This is a genomic window from Mycobacterium sp., from assembly GCF_046091765.1.
Classification (GTDB): Bacteria; Actinomycetota; Actinomycetes; order Mycobacteriales; family Mycobacteriaceae; genus Mycobacterium.
The window spans coordinates 1-18,386 of record NZ_JBJTCF010000093.1; the positions used below are offsets into that span (position 1 = coordinate 1).

At 69.6% G+C, this 18,386-nt stretch carries 20 protein-coding genes; 10 read left to right on the top strand and 10 right to left on the bottom strand.

Annotated elements, in window-relative coordinates:
- A partial coding sequence (locus tag ACKOB8_RS10040) for an LLM class F420-dependent oxidoreductase (protein WP_526377070.1) occupies positions 1-850 on the top strand: 850 nt, incomplete at its 5' end.
- Positions 851-855: 5 nt separating this feature from the next.
- On the opposite strand, the gene ACKOB8_RS10045 is transcribed toward ACKOB8_RS10040, so the two are convergent.
- Positions 856-1,572: an acetoacetate decarboxylase family protein gene (locus ACKOB8_RS10045; RefSeq protein WP_526377071.1), complete on the bottom strand. Its 717-nt coding sequence runs from the start codon at positions 1,570-1,572 to the stop codon at positions 856-858.
- A 30-nt stretch (positions 1,573-1,602) separates the two neighbouring features.
- Between ACKOB8_RS10045 and ACKOB8_RS10050 the strand changes: the two genes are divergently transcribed.
- On the top strand, positions 1,603-2,814 hold the full coding sequence (locus ACKOB8_RS10050) for a cytochrome P450 (protein ID WP_526377072.1): 1,212 nt from the start codon (positions 1,603-1,605) through the stop codon (positions 2,812-2,814).
- Between the two features lie 68 nt (positions 2,815-2,882).
- Here ACKOB8_RS10050 and ACKOB8_RS10055 read toward each other — a convergent pair whose 3' ends face one another.
- Positions 2,883-3,665, bottom strand: a complete 783-nt coding sequence (locus tag ACKOB8_RS10055) for a crotonase/enoyl-CoA hydratase family protein (protein WP_526377073.1) — start codon at positions 3,663-3,665, stop codon at positions 2,883-2,885.
- Between the two features lie 44 nt (positions 3,666-3,709).
- Between ACKOB8_RS10055 and fadD19 the strand changes: the two genes are divergently transcribed.
- Both fadD19 and ACKOB8_RS10065 read left to right on the top strand, forming a co-directional pair.
- Positions 3,710-5,356 (top strand): medium/long-chain-fatty-acid--CoA/3-oxocholest-4-en-26-oate--CoA ligase, encoded by a 1,647-nt coding sequence (fadD19, locus tag ACKOB8_RS10060; RefSeq protein ID WP_526377074.1) that lies wholly within the window; start codon positions 3,710-3,712, stop codon positions 5,354-5,356.
- The gene (locus ACKOB8_RS10065; RefSeq protein WP_526377075.1) at positions 5,353-6,909 is read left to right on the top strand and encodes an acetolactate synthase large subunit; all 1,557 of its coding nucleotides are present in this window, start codon (positions 5,353-5,355) and stop codon (positions 6,907-6,909) included. Before fadD19 ends, ACKOB8_RS10065 begins: the two co-directional genes overlap by 4 nt.
- Here ACKOB8_RS10065 and fadD17 read toward each other — a convergent pair.
- Genes fadD17 through ACKOB8_RS10080 form a run of 3 tightly spaced genes read right to left on the bottom strand, consistent with a single transcriptional unit; the run spans position 6,887 to position 10,714 of the window.
- A complete protein-coding gene (fadD17, locus tag ACKOB8_RS10070; protein ID WP_526377089.1) occupies positions 6,887-8,434 on the bottom strand; it encodes a long-chain-fatty-acid--CoA ligase FadD17 in 1,548 nt (515 codons plus the stop codon). The genes ACKOB8_RS10065 and fadD17 overlap by 23 nt on opposite strands.
- Positions 8,427-9,524, bottom strand: a complete 1,098-nt coding sequence (locus ACKOB8_RS10075) for an acyl-CoA dehydrogenase family protein (protein ID WP_526377076.1) — start codon at positions 9,522-9,524, stop codon at positions 8,427-8,429. The genes fadD17 and ACKOB8_RS10075 overlap by 8 nt, the downstream gene beginning before the upstream one ends.
- An 11-nt stretch (positions 9,525-9,535) precedes the next feature.
- On the bottom strand, positions 9,536-10,714 hold the full coding sequence (locus tag ACKOB8_RS10080; RefSeq protein WP_526377077.1) for an acyl-CoA dehydrogenase family protein: 1,179 nt from the start codon (positions 10,712-10,714) through the stop codon (positions 9,536-9,538).
- Positions 10,715-10,843: 129 nt separating this feature from the next.
- Between ACKOB8_RS10080 and ACKOB8_RS10085 the strand changes: the two genes are divergently transcribed.
- Together ACKOB8_RS10085 and ACKOB8_RS10090 are read left to right on the top strand one after the other, a co-directional pair.
- Positions 10,844-11,035, top strand: coding sequence for a ferredoxin (locus tag ACKOB8_RS10085; RefSeq protein ID WP_526377078.1), 192 nt, complete (start codon positions 10,844-10,846; stop codon positions 11,033-11,035).
- Between the two features lie 9 nt (positions 11,036-11,044).
- The gene (locus tag ACKOB8_RS10090; protein ID WP_526377079.1) at positions 11,045-11,968 is read left to right on the top strand and encodes a 3-oxoacyl-ACP reductase; all 924 of its coding nucleotides are present in this window, start codon (positions 11,045-11,047) and stop codon (positions 11,966-11,968) included.
- Here the strand turns inward: ACKOB8_RS10090 and ACKOB8_RS10095 are convergent.
- From ACKOB8_RS10095 to ACKOB8_RS10110, 4 genes are read right to left on the bottom strand one after another with little or no spacing between them, the layout of a single operon-like run.
- A complete protein-coding gene (locus ACKOB8_RS10095; RefSeq protein WP_526377080.1) occupies positions 11,940-13,406 on the bottom strand; it encodes an alpha,alpha-trehalose-phosphate synthase (UDP-forming) in 1,467 nt (488 codons plus the stop codon). The genes ACKOB8_RS10090 and ACKOB8_RS10095 overlap by 29 nt on opposite strands.
- A gap of 9 nt (positions 13,407-13,415) precedes the next feature.
- Positions 13,416-13,598, bottom strand: a complete 183-nt coding sequence (locus ACKOB8_RS10100; RefSeq protein WP_526377081.1) for a hypothetical protein — start codon at positions 13,596-13,598, stop codon at positions 13,416-13,418.
- Positions 13,599-13,621: 23 nt separating this feature from the next.
- Positions 13,622-13,903: a hypothetical protein gene (locus ACKOB8_RS10105; RefSeq protein WP_526377082.1), complete on the bottom strand. Its 282-nt coding sequence runs from the start codon at positions 13,901-13,903 to the stop codon at positions 13,622-13,624.
- Positions 13,904-13,932: 29 nt separating this feature from the next.
- Positions 13,933-14,349: an intersectin-EH binding protein Ibp1 gene (locus ACKOB8_RS10110; protein ID WP_526377083.1), complete on the bottom strand. Its 417-nt coding sequence runs from the start codon at positions 14,347-14,349 to the stop codon at positions 13,933-13,935.
- 183 nt (positions 14,350-14,532) lie between these two features.
- Between ACKOB8_RS10110 and ACKOB8_RS10115 the strand changes: the two genes are divergently transcribed.
- Positions 14,533-15,357, top strand: coding sequence for an SDR family oxidoreductase (locus ACKOB8_RS10115; protein WP_526377084.1), 825 nt, complete (start codon positions 14,533-14,535; stop codon positions 15,355-15,357).
- Positions 15,357-15,851, top strand: a complete 495-nt coding sequence (locus ACKOB8_RS10120; protein WP_526377085.1) for a DUF427 domain-containing protein — start codon at positions 15,357-15,359, stop codon at positions 15,849-15,851. Before ACKOB8_RS10115 ends, ACKOB8_RS10120 begins: the two co-directional genes overlap by 1 nt.
- Before the next feature lie 13 nt (positions 15,852-15,864).
- Here ACKOB8_RS10120 and ACKOB8_RS10125 read toward each other — a convergent pair whose 3' ends face one another.
- Positions 15,865-16,161: a hypothetical protein gene (locus ACKOB8_RS10125; protein ID WP_526377086.1), complete on the bottom strand. Its 297-nt coding sequence runs from the start codon at positions 16,159-16,161 to the stop codon at positions 15,865-15,867.
- Positions 16,162-16,268: 107 nt separating this feature from the next.
- Here ACKOB8_RS10125 and lhgD point away from each other — a divergent pair, with 107 nt between their 5' ends.
- Positions 16,269-17,525 carry an L-2-hydroxyglutarate dehydrogenase gene (lhgD, locus tag ACKOB8_RS10130; protein ID WP_526377087.1) on the top strand — a complete coding sequence of 419 codons (1,257 nt, stop codon included), beginning with the start codon at positions 16,269-16,271 and terminating at the stop codon, positions 17,523-17,525.
- Between the two features lie 677 nt (positions 17,526-18,202).
- Positions 18,203-18,386: hypothetical protein (locus ACKOB8_RS10135; protein ID WP_526377088.1), on the top strand; the 184-nt coding region annotated here is incomplete at its 3' end.

Sequence of the window (18,386 nt, forward strand, 5' to 3'; positions counted from 1 at the left end):
CTCGGTGGTGCAGCTGTCGGCGCGCACCCCGACCGCGTGCGCGATGGCCTCGCTGACCCTTGACCACCTGTCCGGCGGACGCCACCTGCTCGGCCTCGGGGTGTCCGGCCCGCAGGTGGTGGAGGGGTGGTACGGCCAGCGGTTCCCCAAGCCGCTGGCCCGCACCCGCGAGTACATCGACATCGTCCGGCAGGTCTGGGCCCGGCAGGCCCCGGTGACCAGCGCCGGCCCGCACTATCCGCTGCCGCTGTCGGGGGAGGGCACCACCGGCCTGGGCAAGGCGCTCAAGCCGATCGTGCACCCGCTGCGCGCCGACATCCCGATCATGCTGGGTGCGGAGGGACCGAAGAACATCGCGCTGGCCGCCGAGATCTGCGACGGCTGGCTGCCGATCTTCTACTCGCCGCGCCTGGCGGATATGTACAACGAGTGGCTCGACGAGGGCTTCGCCCGGCCCGGGGCGCGACGCAGCCGCGCGGAATTCGAGATCTGTGCGACCGCCCAGGTCGTCGTCACCGACGATCGCGCCGCCACGTTCGAGATGATCAAGCCTTTCCTGGCGCTCTACATGGGCGGCATGGGCTCGGAGGACACCAACTTCCACGCCGACGTCTACCGGCGGATGGGATACGCGGAGGTGGTCGAGGATGTGACCACGTTGTTCCGGTCCGGCCAGAAGGAGAAGGCCGCCACGGTCATCCCCGACGAGCTCGTCGACGACGCGGCCATCGTCGGCGACGTCGACCACGTGCGCAAGCAGATCGCGGTGTGGGAGGCGGCCGGGGTCACGATGATGGTGATCGGGGCGCGCAGCGCCGAGCAGATTCGCGAGCTCGCCGCGCTGCTATGACAGGGTCAGGTCAGCGGATGGGCGTCGCCGAAGGTCATCTCGACCTTGCCGGCCACGCCCGAGGTCATCGGCCGCTTCGGCAGTCCGAGGGCGGCCAGTTCGGCGGCGTAGGGATGGTCGCCCAGTTGCAGCCGGGCCCCGGCCGGACGCGCCCGGACCCGCGAGGTCTTCATCTCCCAGGGCACCTCGCGCGTGGTGCCCTGGGCGTGGGTGTAGGTCTTGAGCACCCGGGGCCGGGACCGCAGCGCGGGGACCGGCACTCCGGCCCGGAATTGCATGCTGGCGATCATCTCGCCGCCTGCGGAGACCTTGAAGCCGAACGGGTTGCCGTCATGCACCGTGAAGTCCGCCATGATCTTCGGGAAGCCCCAGATGGTGCGGCCGGCCTCGAGGGTGAACGACTGGTCCACCGGCAGGTGATGGATGAAGGCCGCGGCATCGCCCAGCGCGCGCAGACCCGTGGCCTGCGAGCCGGGCGGGTTGACCATGATGCAGGTGCCGAACTCGTGATAGCGGCCCAGGTCGCCGTCGAAGTAGCGGGCCAGCATCAGCGTCACCACCGCCTGTCCGGGACGGAACTCACACACCCGCAGGCCGCTGTAGTCGATGAGCCGCTGGGCGGCGGCGGCGGACACGGCGAACATCGCCGTGTGCACGTCCGCCTTGCGCACCCGCACCGGCATGGTCAGCACGGTCCCGGCGATGGCGTGCTGCTGGGGCATACGGTCACTGTAGATGCGGAGGGCTAGCGGATGGGCGCAATAGCCGGTAAGCCGGACGTGGATCTGACCGACGGGAACTTCTTCGCCGACGGCGGTGCGCGGGCCGCCTACCGGTGGATGCGGGCGCACGAACCGGTCTTCCGTGATCGCAACGGGCAGGCGGCGGCGGCCACCTACCAGGCGGTGCTCGACGCCGAGCGAAACCCCGAGTCGTTCTCCTCCACCGGGGGCATCCGGCCCGACCAGCCCGCCATGCCCTACATGATCGACATGGACGACCCCGCCCATCTGGTGCGCCGCAAACTGGTCAATGCCGGGTTCACCCGCAAGCGGGTGTCCGACCAGGCGGCGGCGATCGAGGCCCTGTGCGACACGCTCATCGACGCGGTCTGCGAACAGGGCAGCTGCGACTTCGTCCGCGACCTTGCCGCCCCGCTGCCGATGGCGGTCATCGGCGACATGCTCGGGGTGCTGCCCACCGAACGCGCCACCCTGCTCAAGTGGTCCGACGACCTGGTCTGCGGTCTGAGCGCGACCGCCGACGAGGCGGCCCTGCAGGCCGTCGTGGAGGCCTTCGCCGGGTATTCGGCCTTCGCCATGGAGACCACCGCCAAGCGGCGGGCCGAGCCGACCGATGATCTCTTCTCGATCCTGGTCAACGCCGAGGTCGACGGCCAGCGGATGTCCGACGACGAGATCGTCTTCGAGACGCTGCTGATCCTGATCGGCGGTGACGAGACGACCCGGCACACCCTCTCCGGCGGGACCGAGCAACTGCTGCGCCACCCCGATCAGTGGCAGCGGCTGACAGCTGATCCCACGCTGGTCCCCGGCGCCGTCGAGGAGATGCTGCGGTGGACCTCGCCGGTGAAGAACATGTGCCGCACGCTGACCGTCGACACCGATTTCCACGGCACCGCGCTGCGGGCGGGGGAGAAGATCATGCTGCTGTTCGAATCGGCGAACTTCGACGAGAAGGTGTTCACCGACCCCGAGAACTTCCGCATCGACCGCACCCCCAACAGCCACCTGGCGTTCGGCTTCGGGACGCACTTCTGCCTGGGCAACCAGCTGGCCCGCCTGGAGCTGACCACCATGGTGCGCGCGGTGCTCAAACGGATGCCCGACCTGCGGCTGGCCCCGGAGGTCGGTGACTCGGCGTTGCCGCTGCGCCCGGCGAACTTCGTCAGCGGCCTGGAGGCCATGCCGGTCGTCTTCACCCCGACCGAGCGGATTCTGTAGCGGCGAGCGTGCGCCCTCATCCGCATCGCCCGGAGTGTTGCGGATGAAACCGCACAGCCGGGGGTGGGCTAGCGTCCCTTGAACTGCGGGGGCCGCTTCTCCTTGAACGCCAGCGGACCTTCCTTGGCGTCATCGGAAAGGAACACCTCGATACCGATTTTGGTGTCGATCTTGAAGGCCTCGTTCTCGTGCAGACCCTCGGTCTCGCGGATGGACCGCAGAATCGCCTGCACCGCCAGCGGTCCGTTGGCCGCGATCACCTCGGCGATCTCCAGCGCCCTGGGCAGCGCCTGCCCGTCGGGCACCACATGACCGACGAGCCCGATCTCGAGAGCCTCGGGCGCGCTGATGTGCCGACCGGTCAGCAGCAGATCGCAGGCGATGGTGTAGGGGATCTGGCGCACCAGACGCACCGCCGAGCCGCCCATCGGGTACAGGCTCCAGCGGGCCTCGGAGATGCCGAACTTCGCGCTCTCCCCGGCCACCCGGATGTCGGTGCCCTGCAGGATCTCGGTGCCGCCGGCGATGGCCGGGCCTTCCACCGCGGCGATCAGCGGCTTGGTCAGCCGTCGGCCCTTGAGCAGCCCGTCGATGCGCGACGGGTCGTAGCTGCCGTCGGCGAACGAGTCGCCGGGGGGTTTGGCGGTCGCCGCCTTGAGATCCATGCCCGCGCAGAAGTAGCCGCCCGCCCCGGTGAGGATGCAGACCCGGATGTCGGGGTCGTTGTCGACGCGGTCCCAGGCTTCGACCATGATCTGCAGCATCTCTCCGGAGAGCGCATTGCGGGATTCCGGACGGTTCATCGTGACGATGAGGACGTGCCCGCGCTGCTCGATCAGGGCGTCAGCCATTTTTCTCCCGCCTTTCGTTGAGAAAAAATGTAACACGTTCTAGTTTGAGATCCGTGGCCCTGAACATCGCTGATCTCGCCGAGCACACCATCGACGCCGTCCCCGACCGGGTCGCCCTGATCTGCGGCGACGACACGATCACCTTCGCCGAACTCGAGGAGAAGGCCAACCGGCTGGCGCACTACCTGATCGACCACGGCGTCAAGAAGGACGACAAGGTCGGCCTGTACTGCCGCAACCGCATCGAGATCGTCATCGCGATGCTCGGCATCGTCAAGGCCGGTGCGATCGGGGTCAACGTCAACTACCGCTACGTCGAGTCCGAGCTGCGCTACCTGTTCGACAACTCCGACATGGTCGCGCTGGTCCACGAACGCCAGTACGCCGACAAGGTGGCCGCGGTGCTGCCGGAGGTCCCGGCCGTCACGACCATCCTCGTCGTCGAGGACGGCAGTGACGCTGACTATCAGCGCTACGGCGGGGTGGAGTTCTACCAGGCCATCGCCGAGGGCTCACCGGAGCGCGACTTCGGCGAGCGCAGCCCCGACGCCGTCTACCTGCTCTACACCGGCGGAACCACAGGCTTTCCCAAGGGCGTGATGTGGCGCCACGAGGACATCTACCGGGTGCTGCTGGGCGGCACCGACTTCGCCACCGGCGAACCGGTCGCCGACGAGTACGACCACGCCCGGCAGGCCGCCGCCGCACCGCCGATGATCCGGTTGCCGATCCCGCCGATGATCCACGGCGCCACTCAGGCGGCCACCTGGATGGCACTGTTCGCCGGCCACACCACGGTGCTGGCGCCGGAGTTCGACGCCACCGAGGTGTGGCGCGCGATCGAGAAGCACAAAGTGAACCTGTTGTTCTTCACCGGCGATGCGATGGGTCGCCCGCTGCTCGACGCGCTCGAGGCCCGGGGCTCCGAGCACGACCTGTCGTCGCTGTTCCTGATGGCCAGCACGGCGGCGCTGTTCTCGCCCAGTCTCAAGGAACGGTTCGTCGAACTTCTGCCCAACCGGGTGATCACCGACTCGATCGGCTCGTCGGAGACCGGCTTCGGGGGGACCAGCATCGTCGCCAAGGGCGCGACCCGGGCGGGCGGTCCGCGGGTCAACGTGGACAAGAACACCGTCGTGCTCGACGACGAGGGCAACGAGGTGAAACCCGGTTCGGGGGTCCGCGGCATCCTCGCCAAGCGCGGCCATATCCCGCTCGGTTACTACAAGGACGCCAAGAAGACCGCCGAGACGTTCCGCACGATCAACGGTGTGCGCTACGCGATCCCCGGTGACTACGCCACCGTCGAGCAGGACGGCACGGTGACGATGCTGGGCCGCGGCTCGGTGTCGATCAACACCGGCGGGGAGAAGGTCTACCCGGAGGAGGTCGAGGCCGCCCTCAAGGGCCACCCGGACGTCTTCGACGCCCTGGTCGTCGGGGTGCCCGACGAACGCTTCGGTCAGCACGTCGCCGCGGTGGTCGCCCCCCGCGAGGGTGCCCGGCCCACCCTGGCCGATCTGGATGCCTTCGTGCGCACCCAGATCGCCGGCTACAAGGTGCCGCGCAGCCTGTGGATCGTCGATGAGGTGAAGCGATCCCCGGCCGGCAAGCCGGACTACCGGTGGGCGCGCGAGCAGACCGAAGCGCGGGTGGCCGACGAGGTCCACACCAAGCGCACCGGACGATGAACGGCGCCCAGGCGCTGCTGGCCACCCTCGTCGAGAGCGGTGTGCGGGTCTGTTTCGCCAACCCGGGCACCTCCGAGATGCACTTCGTCGCCGCGCTGGACACCGTGCCCGAGATGCGCGGCGTGCTGACCCTCTTCGAAGGCGTCGCCACTGGTGCGGCCGACGGCTACGCCCGGATGTCGGACGATCCGGCGGCGGTGCTGCTGCATCTCGGACCCGGGCTGGGCAACGGGTTGGCCAACCTGCACAACGCACGCCGCGCGCAGGTGCCGATGCTGGTGGTGATCGGTGATCATGCCAGCTACCACAAGCGCTACGACGCACCGCTGGAGTCCGACATCGAGTCGGTGGCCGCCACGGTGTCGGGCTGGCTGCGTCGCTGCGCGGACCCCGCTGATGTCGGCCACGACGCGATCGAGGCGATCGACTCGGCGCGTCGGCACCGGCACATCGCCACGGTGATCCTGCCCGCCGACGTGTCCTGGACCGCGGGTGCGGAGCCCGCCAAACATGCTGCGGCCGAATCCCCCGCGCCGGCCGCGGACCTCGACGGGGCCGCAGCGGCCCTGCAGTCCGGCGAGCCGACCGCGATCCTCGTCGGCGGTGACGCGACCCGGGCTGCGGGACTGGACGCCGCGGCCCGGGTGGCGCAGGCGCACGGCGCGAGGCTGTTCTGCGAGACCTTTCCCGCCCGGCTGCAACGCGGCGCGGGTCTGCCGGCGGTGGAGCGGATCGCCTACCTCGCCGAAGCCGCCACCGCGCAGCTTGCCGGGCTGCGCCATCTGATCCTGGCCGGGGCGGCCTCGCCGGTGTCGTTCTTCGCCTACCCCGGCAAGGCCAGCGACCTGGTGCCGGAGGGATGCGCGGTGCACCGTCTGGCCGGCCCGGTCGGCGCCGCCGACGCGCTGGGGGTCCTCGCCGACCGGATCGCCGCGGACGCAGTCGCCCCGACGGCCCCGCCTTCCCGCCCCGCGCTGCCGTCCGGACCGCTGGACGTCGCGAACTCGGCCGCGGTGATCGGCGCGCTGCTGCCCGAGCGGGCCATCGTCGTCGACGAGTCCAACACGTCGGGGTTCCTGCTGCCCGCGTCCACCGCCGGGGCACCCGCGCACGACTGGTTGACGCTGACCGGCGGCGCGATCGGCTACGGTCTGCCGGCCGCGGTCGGGGCGGCGATCGCCGCCCCGGACCGGCCGGTGCTGTGCCTGGAATCCGACGGTTCGGCGATGTACACCCTCTCGGCGCTGTGGACCCACGCCCACGAGCGCCTCGACATCACCACCGTGCTCTACGCCAATCGCGCCTACGACATCTTGCGCATCGAACTGCAGCGGGTGGGCGCACAGGCCGACGGGCAGCAGCCCGGTCCCGCGGCGGAGTCGATGCTCGACTTGAGCACGCCGACACTGGATTTCATCAGCCTGGCCGAGGGCATGGGCGTGCCGGCGCGTCGGGTGGCCACCGCGGAGGAGTTCGCCGACGCGCTGCGCTGGGCCTGGGGCGAACCCGGCCCGCATCTGATCGAGGCCGTCATGCCCTCGATCGGGGGTTAGCCGGCGGGATTTGGAAAACCGGATCCTCGCAGTCCAGCGCTTCGGCCGCCAGTCGGCGTTTGATCACCTTGAACGTCTCGGTGCGCGGCAGTGCCGTGCCCACCCGCACGACTGACGGCCACTGTTTGGGCCCGAGGTCGGCTTGTGCGGTGAGGAATTCGCGGAAGGCGTGCGGGTCGAACGCGGTGCCCTCGGGAAAGACCAGCGCAGCCATCACCCGGTCGCCGATCGCGTCGGGGATGCCGTACACGGCGACCTCGGTGACGCCGGGGTAGCGCATCAGGATGCGTTCGATGGGTGCGGTGCCCAGATTCTCCCCGTCCACCCGCATCCAGTCGCCCAGCCGGCCGGCGAAGTAGACGTAACCGGCTTCGTCGCGGTAGGCCAGGTCGCCGCTGTGGTAGCGCCCGCCGGTCATCCGCTGCGCCTCGGCGTCGGGATCCTTGTAGTAGCCGCGGAACTGGCCCGGTCCGCGGAGATTGACCAGTTCGCCCACCACGTCCGGGGCACACGACTCGCCACTCTGAACGTCGAGGATGTCGAGGTCGTCGGGCAGCGGGCCCAGCGATCCCTCCGGGGTGTCGGGGGTGCGGCCGAGGGAGACCCCGCCTTCGGTGGACCCGAAGCCGTCCACCACCGTGACGGCGAAGCGGCGCGCGAAGCGCTCCAGATCGCGCGGTGCTCCTTCGTTGCCGTACATGATCCGCAGCGGATTGTCCGCGTCGTCGGGCCGTTCGGGTGTGGCGAGAATGTAGGACATCGGCTTGCCGACGTAGTTGGCGTAGGTGGCGTGGAAGCGACGCACGTCGGGAAGGAACTGCGAGGCGGAGAATTTGCGGCGCACGGCGATCGAGGCACCCGCGGCCACCGCCGGCCCCCAGCCCGCCATCACCGCGTTGGAGTGGAACAGCGGCATCGACAGGTAGCAGGTGTCGGCGGGTCCGAGTCCGAAGCGCTGGGCGAGCATCACGCCGGGCCCGGCCACCTTCTCGTGCGTGCAGCGCACCGCTTTGGGTTCGCCGCTGGTGCCGGAGGTGAAGATCAGCATGAACAGATCATCGGCTGCGGTGTCGGCGAACGTGATCGGCGAGCAGCTGAAACCGTCCAGCTCCTCAGCCCAGGACGCGGAGGTGACGTCCAGCACGGTGACCCCCGGCGGACAGAAGTCGCTGCCGTAAGTATCCGGCGGTTCGTCGGCGAGCACCAGCTGGCAGTCGGCATGGCTGATGTCGCGGCGCAGGGCCGGCCCGCGCCGGGTCGGATTGAGCCCGACCAGCACCAGACCGCTCAGCCCGGCGGCCACCAGCAGAGCGGAGAACAGCGGAGTGTTGCCCAGCAGCACCCCGACGTGCGGCGGCAGCTGCGGATTCAGCCGGGCGCGCAGCAGTGCCGCCAGGTCGGCTCCGCGCGCGATGTGCTGGCGCCACGTCGCGAAGGAACCGTCTTCGGCGTGTATCCCGCGGTCGTCCACCGCGGCAAGCGGCCCCAGCAGGCCGGTGACGGTGGGCGGGGCCGGCTCAGACAGGGCTGTCGGCCAGGTCCCGGCCGATCGCGCGCAGCTGCGCGGTCGCGCCACCGAGGGCGAACTCGGTCTGCTTCGCGGTGATGAAGTAGCGGTGGGCCGGGTGGTCGACGTCGATGCCCACCCCGCCGTGGACGTGGACGGTGGTGTGCGCGACCCGGTGGCCGGCCTCGGCCGCCCAGAAGGCCGCGGTGGCGACCTCGACATCAGCGGGCAGGTCTTCCGAGAGCCGCCAGGATGCCTGTTCCAGGCTCAGCCGCAGGCCCTTGACGTCGATGTAGCCGTCGGCGAGACGCTGCGACACCGCCTGGAAGCTGCCGATCGGGCGATCGAACTGCTCGCGGGTCCGCGCGTAGTCGGCCGTCATCTCCAGGGCGCGCTCGAGCACCCCGAGCTGGAAGGCCGCCAGACCCACCGTGCGGCAGATGGTCAGCCACCCGAGGCTCTCCGCACCGCCCACCACGCGGTCCGCGCCCAGCTCGACCCCGGCCAATTCCAGTTCGGCCGCGCTGCTCAATCCGGTGGTCTGCTGTGCGGCGACCGACACCCCGGGGTCGGCTGCGGCGACCAGGAAAACCCGGGTGCCGGCATCGGTTTCGGCGGGGACCAGGAAGGCGTCGGCGACCGGGCCGAACGGCACCTGGGTGCGGGTCCCGGTCAGCCGGTAACCCTCGCCGGCCGGTGCGGCCTGCACCGGACCCTGGCCCAGCTCGCCGTCGAGAGCCACCGTCAATACGGTGCCGCCGCCGATCGCCGGCGCCGCCCAGCTCTGCTGGAGTTCAGCGGAGCCGAATCGGGCCAGCGCGCCGGCGCCGAGTACGCACGACTCCAGATAGGGCACCGCCGCCAGCTGGCGGCCCAGGGCGGTGAGGATCGCGGTCTGCTCGAGCACCCCGAAGCCGCCCCCGCCGAGTGACTCCGGGGCGGCCGCGCCGAGGACGTCGGCGTCGATGAGTTTGCGCCACAGCGACTCGTCGAAGCGCTGGGCCAGTCCGTCCAGCTCGCGCTGGTGCTCGGGGGTGCACACCGCGTCGACGATGGTCGTGACCAGGCCTGCCAGGTCCTGGGCGGCTTCGGTTCGGGTGAAATCCATGCCGGTCCCGCTCAGCGGTTCCGGGGCAGGCCCAGCGCCGCCATGCCGATGATGTCGCGCTGGACCTCGTTGGTGCCGCCGCCGAAGGTCAGGATCAGCGCGGCGCGATGCATCCGCTCGACCCGCCCGCGCAGCAGCGCGCCGTGCGAATCCTGCCGAAGCGTGGCCGAGGGTCCGAGTACCTCCATCAGCAGCCGGTAGGCCTCACAGGCCATCTCGGTGCCGAACACCTTGGCCGCCGAGGCGTCCGCCGCGGAGGGCGCGTCGGCGGCGGCCGATGCCAGCTCCCAGTTGATCAGTTTCAGGTATTCCGCGCCCGCGTGCACCCGGGCGAGGTGCAGTTGCACCCACTCCGAGTCGATCAGGCGCTCCCCGCGGGCGTCCTTGGTGTTCTGCGCCCACTCCCGAACCTGGTTGAGCGCGACGAAGATCGGCTGGGCCGACACCAGGGCGACGCGCTCGTGGTTGAGCTGGTTGGTCACCAGCTTCCACCCGCCGTTCTCCTCGCCCACCCGGTTGGACACCGGCACCCGGACGTCGGAGTAGTAGGTGGCGCTGGTGGAGGCGCCCGCCATGGTGTGCACCGGCGTCCAGGAGAAACCCTCGGCAGTGGTGGGCACGATCAGCACCGAGATTCCGCGGTGCTTCTTGGCCTCGGTGTTGGTGCGCACCGCCAGCCACACGTAGTCGGCGTACTGGATCAGGCTCGTCCACATCTTCTGGCCGTTGATGACGTAGTCATCACCGTCGCGCACGGCAGCGGTGCGCAGGTTGGCCAGGTCGGTGCCCGCTTCCGGCTCGGAGTAGCCGATCGAGAAGTGAATGTCGCCGGAGGCGATTCCGGGCAGGTAGAACTTCTTCTGCTCCTCGGTGCCGAAGGCCATGATGGTCGGCGCGACGCTGTTGATCGTCAGGAACGGGACCGGGGCGCCGGCGATGGCGGCCTCGTCGGTGAAGATCAGTTGATCCATGGTCGAGCGGGCCTGCCCGCCGTACTCCCTGGGCCAGCCCAGCGCCAGCCAGCCGTCGCGGCCCATCTGCGACACCGTCTCGCGGTAGACGTCGCCGGAACCGTACTCCCCGGCGGTCACCGTGAGTGCCTCACGCCGCTCCGGGGTGATCAGCTCGGCGAAGTAGGCGCGCAGTTCGCGGCGCAACTCCTCCTGCTCAGGGGTGTAACTGATGCGCATGCCAACCTCCGGTTCGGTAGGCGTCGACGGCCCGCCGACTCTCCTGGTTGTAACACGTTCTAGTCTTGGGGTCCAGCAGCGATTAGGGTGGGGCTGCATTCCCCGGCTGGCCGTTTTGAGGAGGTTAGGGTGCGGATTGAGGTCGATCTCGATCGCTGTGAGGGCAACGCCGTCTGCGTGGGTGTTGCGCCGGACCTGTTCGGACTGGACGAAAACGAGTATGCGGTGGTCCTGGTCGATCCGATCCCGGCCGACCGGGAGCAGGCCGCCGAGCAGGCGATCGCCGAGTGCCCCCGTGCGGCTCTGATCCGCCGGGACTAGAGGCATTCCTTGACTGTTTCCCCGAGCGAAGACGCCCTCGACCTGTCCGGGCGCATCGCGGTGGTGACCGGCGCGGCGGCGGGCCTGGGCCGGGCCGAGGCCATCGGGCTCGCCCATGCGGGCGCGGCGGTGGTGATCGTCAACGACATGGCCCCGGCGCTGGACGCCTCGGACGTGATCGAGCAGATCACCGCCGCCGGAGCGAAGGCCGTCGCGGTGGCCGGTGACATCAGCGAGCGCTCGACTGCCGACGAGCTGATCGCCTGCGCCGATGATCGCGGGGGGCTACACATCGTGGTCAACAACGCCGGCATCACCCGTGACCGGATGCTGTTCAACATGACCGACGAGGACTGGGACAGCGTGATCGCGGTGCACCTGCGCGGGCATTTCCTGCTGACCCGCAATGCCGCCACCTACTGGCGCGATCAGGCCAAGGACGCGGGCGGAACGGTGTTCGGCCGGATCATCAACACCTCCTCGGAGGCCGGGCTGTCCGGGCCGGCCGGGCAGGCCAACTACGGCGCCGCCAAGGCCGGGATCACCGCGCTGACCCTCTCGGCCGCGCGTGCCCTGGAACGCTACGGGGTGCGCGCCAACGCGATCTGCCCGCGGGCCCGCACGGCCATGACGGCCGAGGTGTTCGGAGCCCCACCGGCGCTGACCGAGGGCGAGATCGATCCGCTGTCGCCCGACCATGTCGTCACCCTGGTGCGGTTTCTGGCTTCGCCGGCCGCCGACCGGGTCAACGGTCAGGTCTTCATCGTCTACGGTCCGGCGGTGACTTTGGTGGCCGCCCCGACGGCCGAGCACCGGTTCGCCGCCGACGGCCCGGTCTGGGATCCCGCCGCCCTGGGCGCGGCGATGAGTGACTACTTCGCCGACCGCGACCCGCAGCGCTGTTTCAGCGCGACTGCGTTGATGGGCGGTTAGCGCCCGCTTCGGAGAGCGCGCGCAGGAAGGCCCGCGCCCAGCGGTCGAGGTCGTGGGTCAGCACCTGGCGGCGCATCGCCCGCATCCGGCGGTGACCCTCTTCGGGGGTCTGGTTGAGCGCGGCTTCGATCGCGTCCTTGACGCCCTCCAGGTCGTGCGGGTTGGTGAGGTAGGCCTGACGAAGCTCGGTCGCGGCGCCGGTGAACTCGCTGAGCACCAGTGCGCCGCCCAGATCGCTGCGGCAGGCGACGTACTCCTTGGCGACCAGATTCATCCCGTCGCGCAACGCCGTTACCAGCATGACGTCGCTGGCGACATAGAAGGCGATCAGTTCATCGCGGGACACCGTGCGGTGCAGGTAGTGCACGACGGGATGGCCGACCTCGCCGTACTCGCCGTTGATGCGGCCGACCTGTTGTTCGATGTCGTTGCGCAGGGCGCGGTAACTGTCCACTCGCTCCCGGCTGGGCGTGGCCAGTTGCACGAGAACGGTATCGTCGCGCTTGGCTCGGCCCTCGGTGAGCAACTCCGAGAAGGCCTCCAGCCGGATGTCGATTCCCTTGGTGTAGTCGAGCCGGTCGACGCCGAGCAGGATCTTGCGCGGGTGTCCCAACTCGGCGCGGATCTTCTTGGCGCGGTTGCGGATCTCCCGGTCGCGGGCCTTGGCGGCGAGTTCCGCGGAGTCGATCGAGATCGGGAACGCTCCGACCCTGACGGTCCGTGATCCGACGTTCACCTCGCCGAAGCGGGCGCGGACCCCGACCGAGGCCCGGGAGGTCTCCGCCCCGGCGAGCCGGCGGGACAGGAACAGGAAGTTCTCGGCGGCGTCGGCCAGCTGGAACCCGACCAGGTCCGCACCCAGCAGTCCCCGGATGATCTCGGTTCGCCACGGCATCTGCATGAACAATTCGACGGGCGGGAAGGGGATGTGCATGAAGAAGCCGATGGTCAGGTCGGGCCGCAGCGCCCGCAGCATGCTCGGGACCAGTTGCAACTGGTAGTCCTGCACCCACACGGTGGCCCCGGGTGCGGCCGCCCGGCTGGTGGCGTCGGCGAAGCGTTCGTTGACCTCGACGTAGCGGTCCCACCATTCCCGGTTGTAGGTGGGTTTGACGATCACGTCGTGGTAAAGCGGCCACAGGGTCGAGTTGGAGAAACCTTCGTAGTACTCGGCGATGTCCCCGGCGCTCAACCGCACCGGGTGGAGTTGCAGTTCGTCGGCCTCGATCGGGTCCTCGTCGCTGTCGGGCATGCCCGGCCAGCCGATCCAGGCTCCGCGGTGGTGGCGCAGCAGCGGCTCCAGCGCGGTGACCAGACCGCCGGGACTGCGCTTCCAGGTGATGGTCCCGTCGGGCATCCGCTCCATGTCGATCGGCAGCCGGTTGGCGACCACGACGAAGTTGGCGGAGCCGCCGGTTCCAGACGCCACCGACGCCACCGACGGCCTCTAGGTCCCGGGCTTCGAGGGCCCGATGCCGAGCATCGACAAGAACACCCGGCACTCGTCGGCATCGGTGGCGTAGGCCGCGACCACCCGCCGGGCTTGGCGGGCGGTGCTGTCGGTCAGCGGCTCCACGTCGGTGACGTCGACGGCGGCGTCAACGTCGGCGGATTGAGATTTCCCAGGCATATGTCAACTCTAGGCGAACGCCGCTACGGGCTGGACGACACCGACGTGCGCGGTGACACGATCATGGGGGAGTCGCCCATGCTCATCGCGTAGCAGGCGGTCGACTCCCAGTACCCGCTGCACGGATATCCGTTGATGTTGGGGACGAGACTCTCCGCCGGCAGCGGCGCCGGCGCCGCGTAGGCCGGCTCGGGGACCGGGACCGGCTGCGGCCCGGGGACCGGCGCGGCCTGGGCGGCCGGGACGGCGCCCAGGGCCAGGCCGGCAACCAGCAGTCCGGCGGTCAGCAGTTTTGTCAGGTTCATCGATTCACCTTCGGGTCATCTTGGGTGGCCTAACCGCTGGACGAGACGGTCGGAAGCGGCGTCTGCAGGGTGGGACCGTTTCCGTGCTGGCCGAACTCCTGCTGCAGGCCGATGCACTCACCGACGCTGCTGTTGCCGCCCTCGGCGCCGGTGCACGGGATGCCGGCGACTTCGGGAAGGGATCCGACGTTGCCGGGCCGCGACGAGGTGATCCCGCCCGGTTGCAGGGGTGCGTTTTCCGGGTTGATCGGGTTGAAGGTCGTCGTCGTGGGTTCGGTGATCGGCTTGCAGGCGCCGCTGGCGGGATCGAGCACCTCGGTCGACGGACAGGTCGCCAGCGGGGTTGCCGGTGCGGTCAGCGCGGCCGTGAGGGGTGCGGCGACGGCGGCCAGACCGAATACTCCGGCCAGAAGCAGGCGCCGGGCGTGGCTCGGGGTAGTGGTCATAGTCATTCCTTCTGTTCGCCGGCTCCTCAGCCGGGGGTGCGGGGCCGTGGCTTGATTGCGTTACCGCAGCTCAATCTAGTCTTTCGCCGAGGCCGGTGTCGGTGTTACACCGATGCGGCCCGTCAGGGACTGTCCCACCCGTTACGGTGATTCTAACGCGTGGCGCTTGCGAGGAGTTCCGGGATGCAGCTCTCATTCACCGACCGGACCTACCTGGTCACCGGAGGCGGCAGCGGAATCGGCTGGGGTGTCGCCGCCGGCCTGGCGCGGGCCGGGGCGACCGTCGTGATCGCCGGGCGCAACTCCGAGCGACTGGCCGCCGCGGCCCGCGAGATCGATGCGGCGGCGGGTGCGGTGGTGTGCCATCCCGCCGACGTCACCGACGAGGACCAGGTTGCCGGACTCATCGCGGCGGCGACCGGCCACAGCGGCACACTGCACGGGGTCGTGCACTGCGCGGGCGGCTCGGAGACGATCGGCCCGATCACCCAGATCGACTCGCAGGCCTGGCGGCGCACGGTCGACCTCAACGTGAACGGCACCATGTACGTGCTCAAGCACGCCGCGCGGCAAATGGTGCGGGGTGGGGGCGGCTCGTTCGTGGGCATCTCGTCCATCGCATCCAGCAACACCCACCGGTGGTTCGGCGCCTACGGGGTGAGCAAATCCGCACTCGACCATCTGATGATGCTCGCGGCCGACGAGCTGGGACCCTCATGGGTGCGGGTCAACGGCATTCGGCCCGGGTTGATCAACACCGACCTGGTGCGGGTGATCCTGGACTCGCCGGAGGTCAGCGAGGACTACCGGCAGTGCACCCCGCTGCCCCGGATCGGTGCGGTCGAGGACGTCGCCAACATGGCGATGTTTCTACTCAGCGACGCCGCGAGCTGGATCACCGGACAGGTGATCAATGTCGACGGCGGTCACGGCCTGCGGCGCGGCCCGGACATGTCGGCGATGCTGCAACCGGTGTTCGGCGCCGACGGTCTGCGCGGCGTCACCTGATGCCGCCGCGGCCGCAGCAACCACAACCGGGACAGGAATCGGTGTGGGACTACCCGCGCCCGCCACGGGTGGAGGTGTTCGCCGGGCCGGTCACCGTCGAACTCGGCGGCGAGGTGGTCGCGGTCACCGATCGCTGCTGGCGGGTGTTGGAGACCAGTCACCCGCCGACCTACTACCTGCCGCGGGAGGCCTTCGGCGACGGCGTCCTGCGGGACGCCCCGGGCAGCACCTGGTGTGAGTGGAAGGGGCGGGCGCGCTACTTCGACATCGTCACCGCCGCGAAGGTCGCACCGCGGGCCGCCTGGAGCTACCCCGATCCGGCGCCGGGGTTCGAGCCGATCAGGGACGCCGTCGCGGTGATGGCCGGGCAGGTCGACCGCTGCACGGTCGACGGGGAGACCGTCGTGGCGCAGCCGGGCGGGTTCTACGGCGGCTGGATCACCAGCCGCGTCGTCGGGCCCTTCAAAGGAGGCCCGGGCTCGGCGGGGTGGTGACGGCCGTCCGGCTCTACCGCCCGCGCAGATCCGACAGTGCGTTGTCCAGATCGCTGAGTTGTTGGGCCAGACCGCGCAGCCGTGCGGTCAATTGCCGGCGCAGCGACTCCAGGGCGGTGCGCTCGCCGTGCAACTCGGCGGCTGCGTCGTCGGTGCGGCACCGGCAGCGCCAGGCGTTGTCCGACAGTCGCCGGTCCAGATCGTCGAGATCGGCTGCCAACCCGCGCAGCACATAGGTCAGGTGATCGCGACCGGCCTGCAGCCGATCGAGTTTGTGCAGCGACGTGTTCGAGTCCGAGTCGATCAACAATCCCCCCGCGTATCCGCCGTTTCGGGAAACGCTAGCAGTGCCGGCGGATCGCGGGGCGGCTTCCCCGCAACTGCGCACCGACGGCGCGCGACTACGATCGGAACGTCATGTCCTCCCGCACGTCCGCCGCGCACGATCTTCTCGTGGTCGGCGCGGGAATCGTCGGTCTGGCGGTAGCCCGGGAGTGGAGTCGGCGCCGACCGCAAGACTCGATCGCGGTGTTGGAGCGCGAAGCGGGTCCGGCACTGCATCAGAGCGGACGCAACTCCGGCGTGGTCCACGGGGGCATCTACTACCAGCCGGGCTCGCTGAAGGCACGGCTGTGCGTCGAGGGTGCCCGGTTGATGTACGAGTACTGCCAGCAGCACGCGATCCCTCACGAGCGGTGCGGCAAGCTGATCGTCGCCCTCGATGCCGAGGAGATTCCCCGCCTCGACGAGTTGGAGGCTCGGGGAATCGCCAATGCCGTGCCGGGTCTGCGCCGCATCGGCGGTCGGGAGATCACCGACATCGAACCCCACGCGGCGGGGCTCGAGGCCCTGCACGCCCCGGACACCGGCGTGGTCGACTACGGCGCGGTCGCGCGCTGCCTCGTCGAGGAGTTGAGGGCCGCCGGGGTCAGCGTGCGGTTCAACACGGCCGTGACCGCGATCGAGGACGGGCAGCCCGCGGTGGTGCGCACCGGCGAGGCGGTCGAGACCGCGCGGACGGTGATCGTGTGCGCGGGGCTGTGGGCCGACCGGTTGGCGCGCACGGCCGGCGCGCCCCGCGATCCGCAGATCGTGCCGTTCCGCGGCGGCTACCTCGGCCTGACACCGACCGACCCGCCCCGGGTGAACGGCATGATCTACCCGGTGCCGAATCCGGAGTTGCCGTTTCTGGGCGTGCACATCACCAAACACATCGACGGCCACGTGTCGCTGGGCCCGACGGCGATGATGGTGGCCGCCCGCGACGCCTATGCGCTGGGCCGGGTGAACCGCCGCGACCTGTGGGAGTCGCTGACCTGGCCGGGGACCTGGCGCCTGGCGCGCCGCTACTGGCGGGTCGGGGTCGACGAGATCAGGATGGCCGCCAGCCGGCGGGCGTTCGTCGCGGCGGCGGCCCGCTACCTGCCCGGCCTGTCGGTGGCCGACCTGGACGGCAGTGCCTACGCGGGGGTGCGCGCGCAGGCCGTCGGACGCGACGGGTCGCTCGTCGATGACTTCGTCATCTCCCGCGGGGACTCCGGTGTCGGCTCCACCGACGGCTCAGCCCACTTTGTCCGCAACGCCCCCTCACCGGCGGCCACGTCGGCGTTCGCGCTGGCGCGTGAACTGCTCGACCGGGTGAGCGGGCCGGGCCGAGCCCCCTGTCAGGATTGAACTGTCGCGCCTGACATGGGCGTATCGACTTTATTGGCGCCAGCAGCGGAAACGCATGGCTGGGGTTCACAAGCAGTCTCCTGATCTCGCCACGTTCTGCGTCCAGATGGTGTCCACCGCACTCAGACGCCTCACCTGTCGCGCGCAGGGCGGTCAAGCCTCTGTGGTGCGGCGTTGCACGGTTTGCAGAGTTTGGCGACGTGGACGACGCCTTTCGGCGAGACGCCGTTCGGCGAGACGCCGTGCGGCGAGACGCCGTTCGGCAAGAACTCGGTGCGGGGTTTTGTCTCCCTGCAGCCCGTGCAGTGCTTGAGGCCGGCGGCCTTCAACTGCGCGTTCGATGCTCATTCCCAGCTGCGGCCACGAACGGCATCACTCCCACATTCCATCGTCGACCATTCGCCGGCACACGACCTTGGGGCTACGGTCGGTGCCGCACCCGCTGATAACCGCTCTTCATGGCACTACCATAGCCACCGGGACCGGCCGAACAGCCGGTCGGACGCGCCAACCTCCGAACCGTCACAGCCTGGGGCCTCGCACCGAGGTGCGTACGCTGGACTCGAGGCTGACTGCACCCCTGCATGCGCTGCCCGCTCGATCGCCAGAGTCGCGTTCTCAGCCGGGCACAGCGCAGTGAATCCCAACCTCTTTTCGGTCGCAGCCCGGTAGACCGCTTGAAGATCGTGCCGAAGCTCATTGGCGTACTCCGCCAGTTCGATGGCATCTGGCTCCGCGTCCCCGATTACGTCGACGAGAACATCGGAAAAGGCGTCGAAGATGACATCGCAGCCAATCCCATTAAAAGACATAACCAAACTTGCGAATATCTATTGCATACATTTCGCGTATCATTTCCAT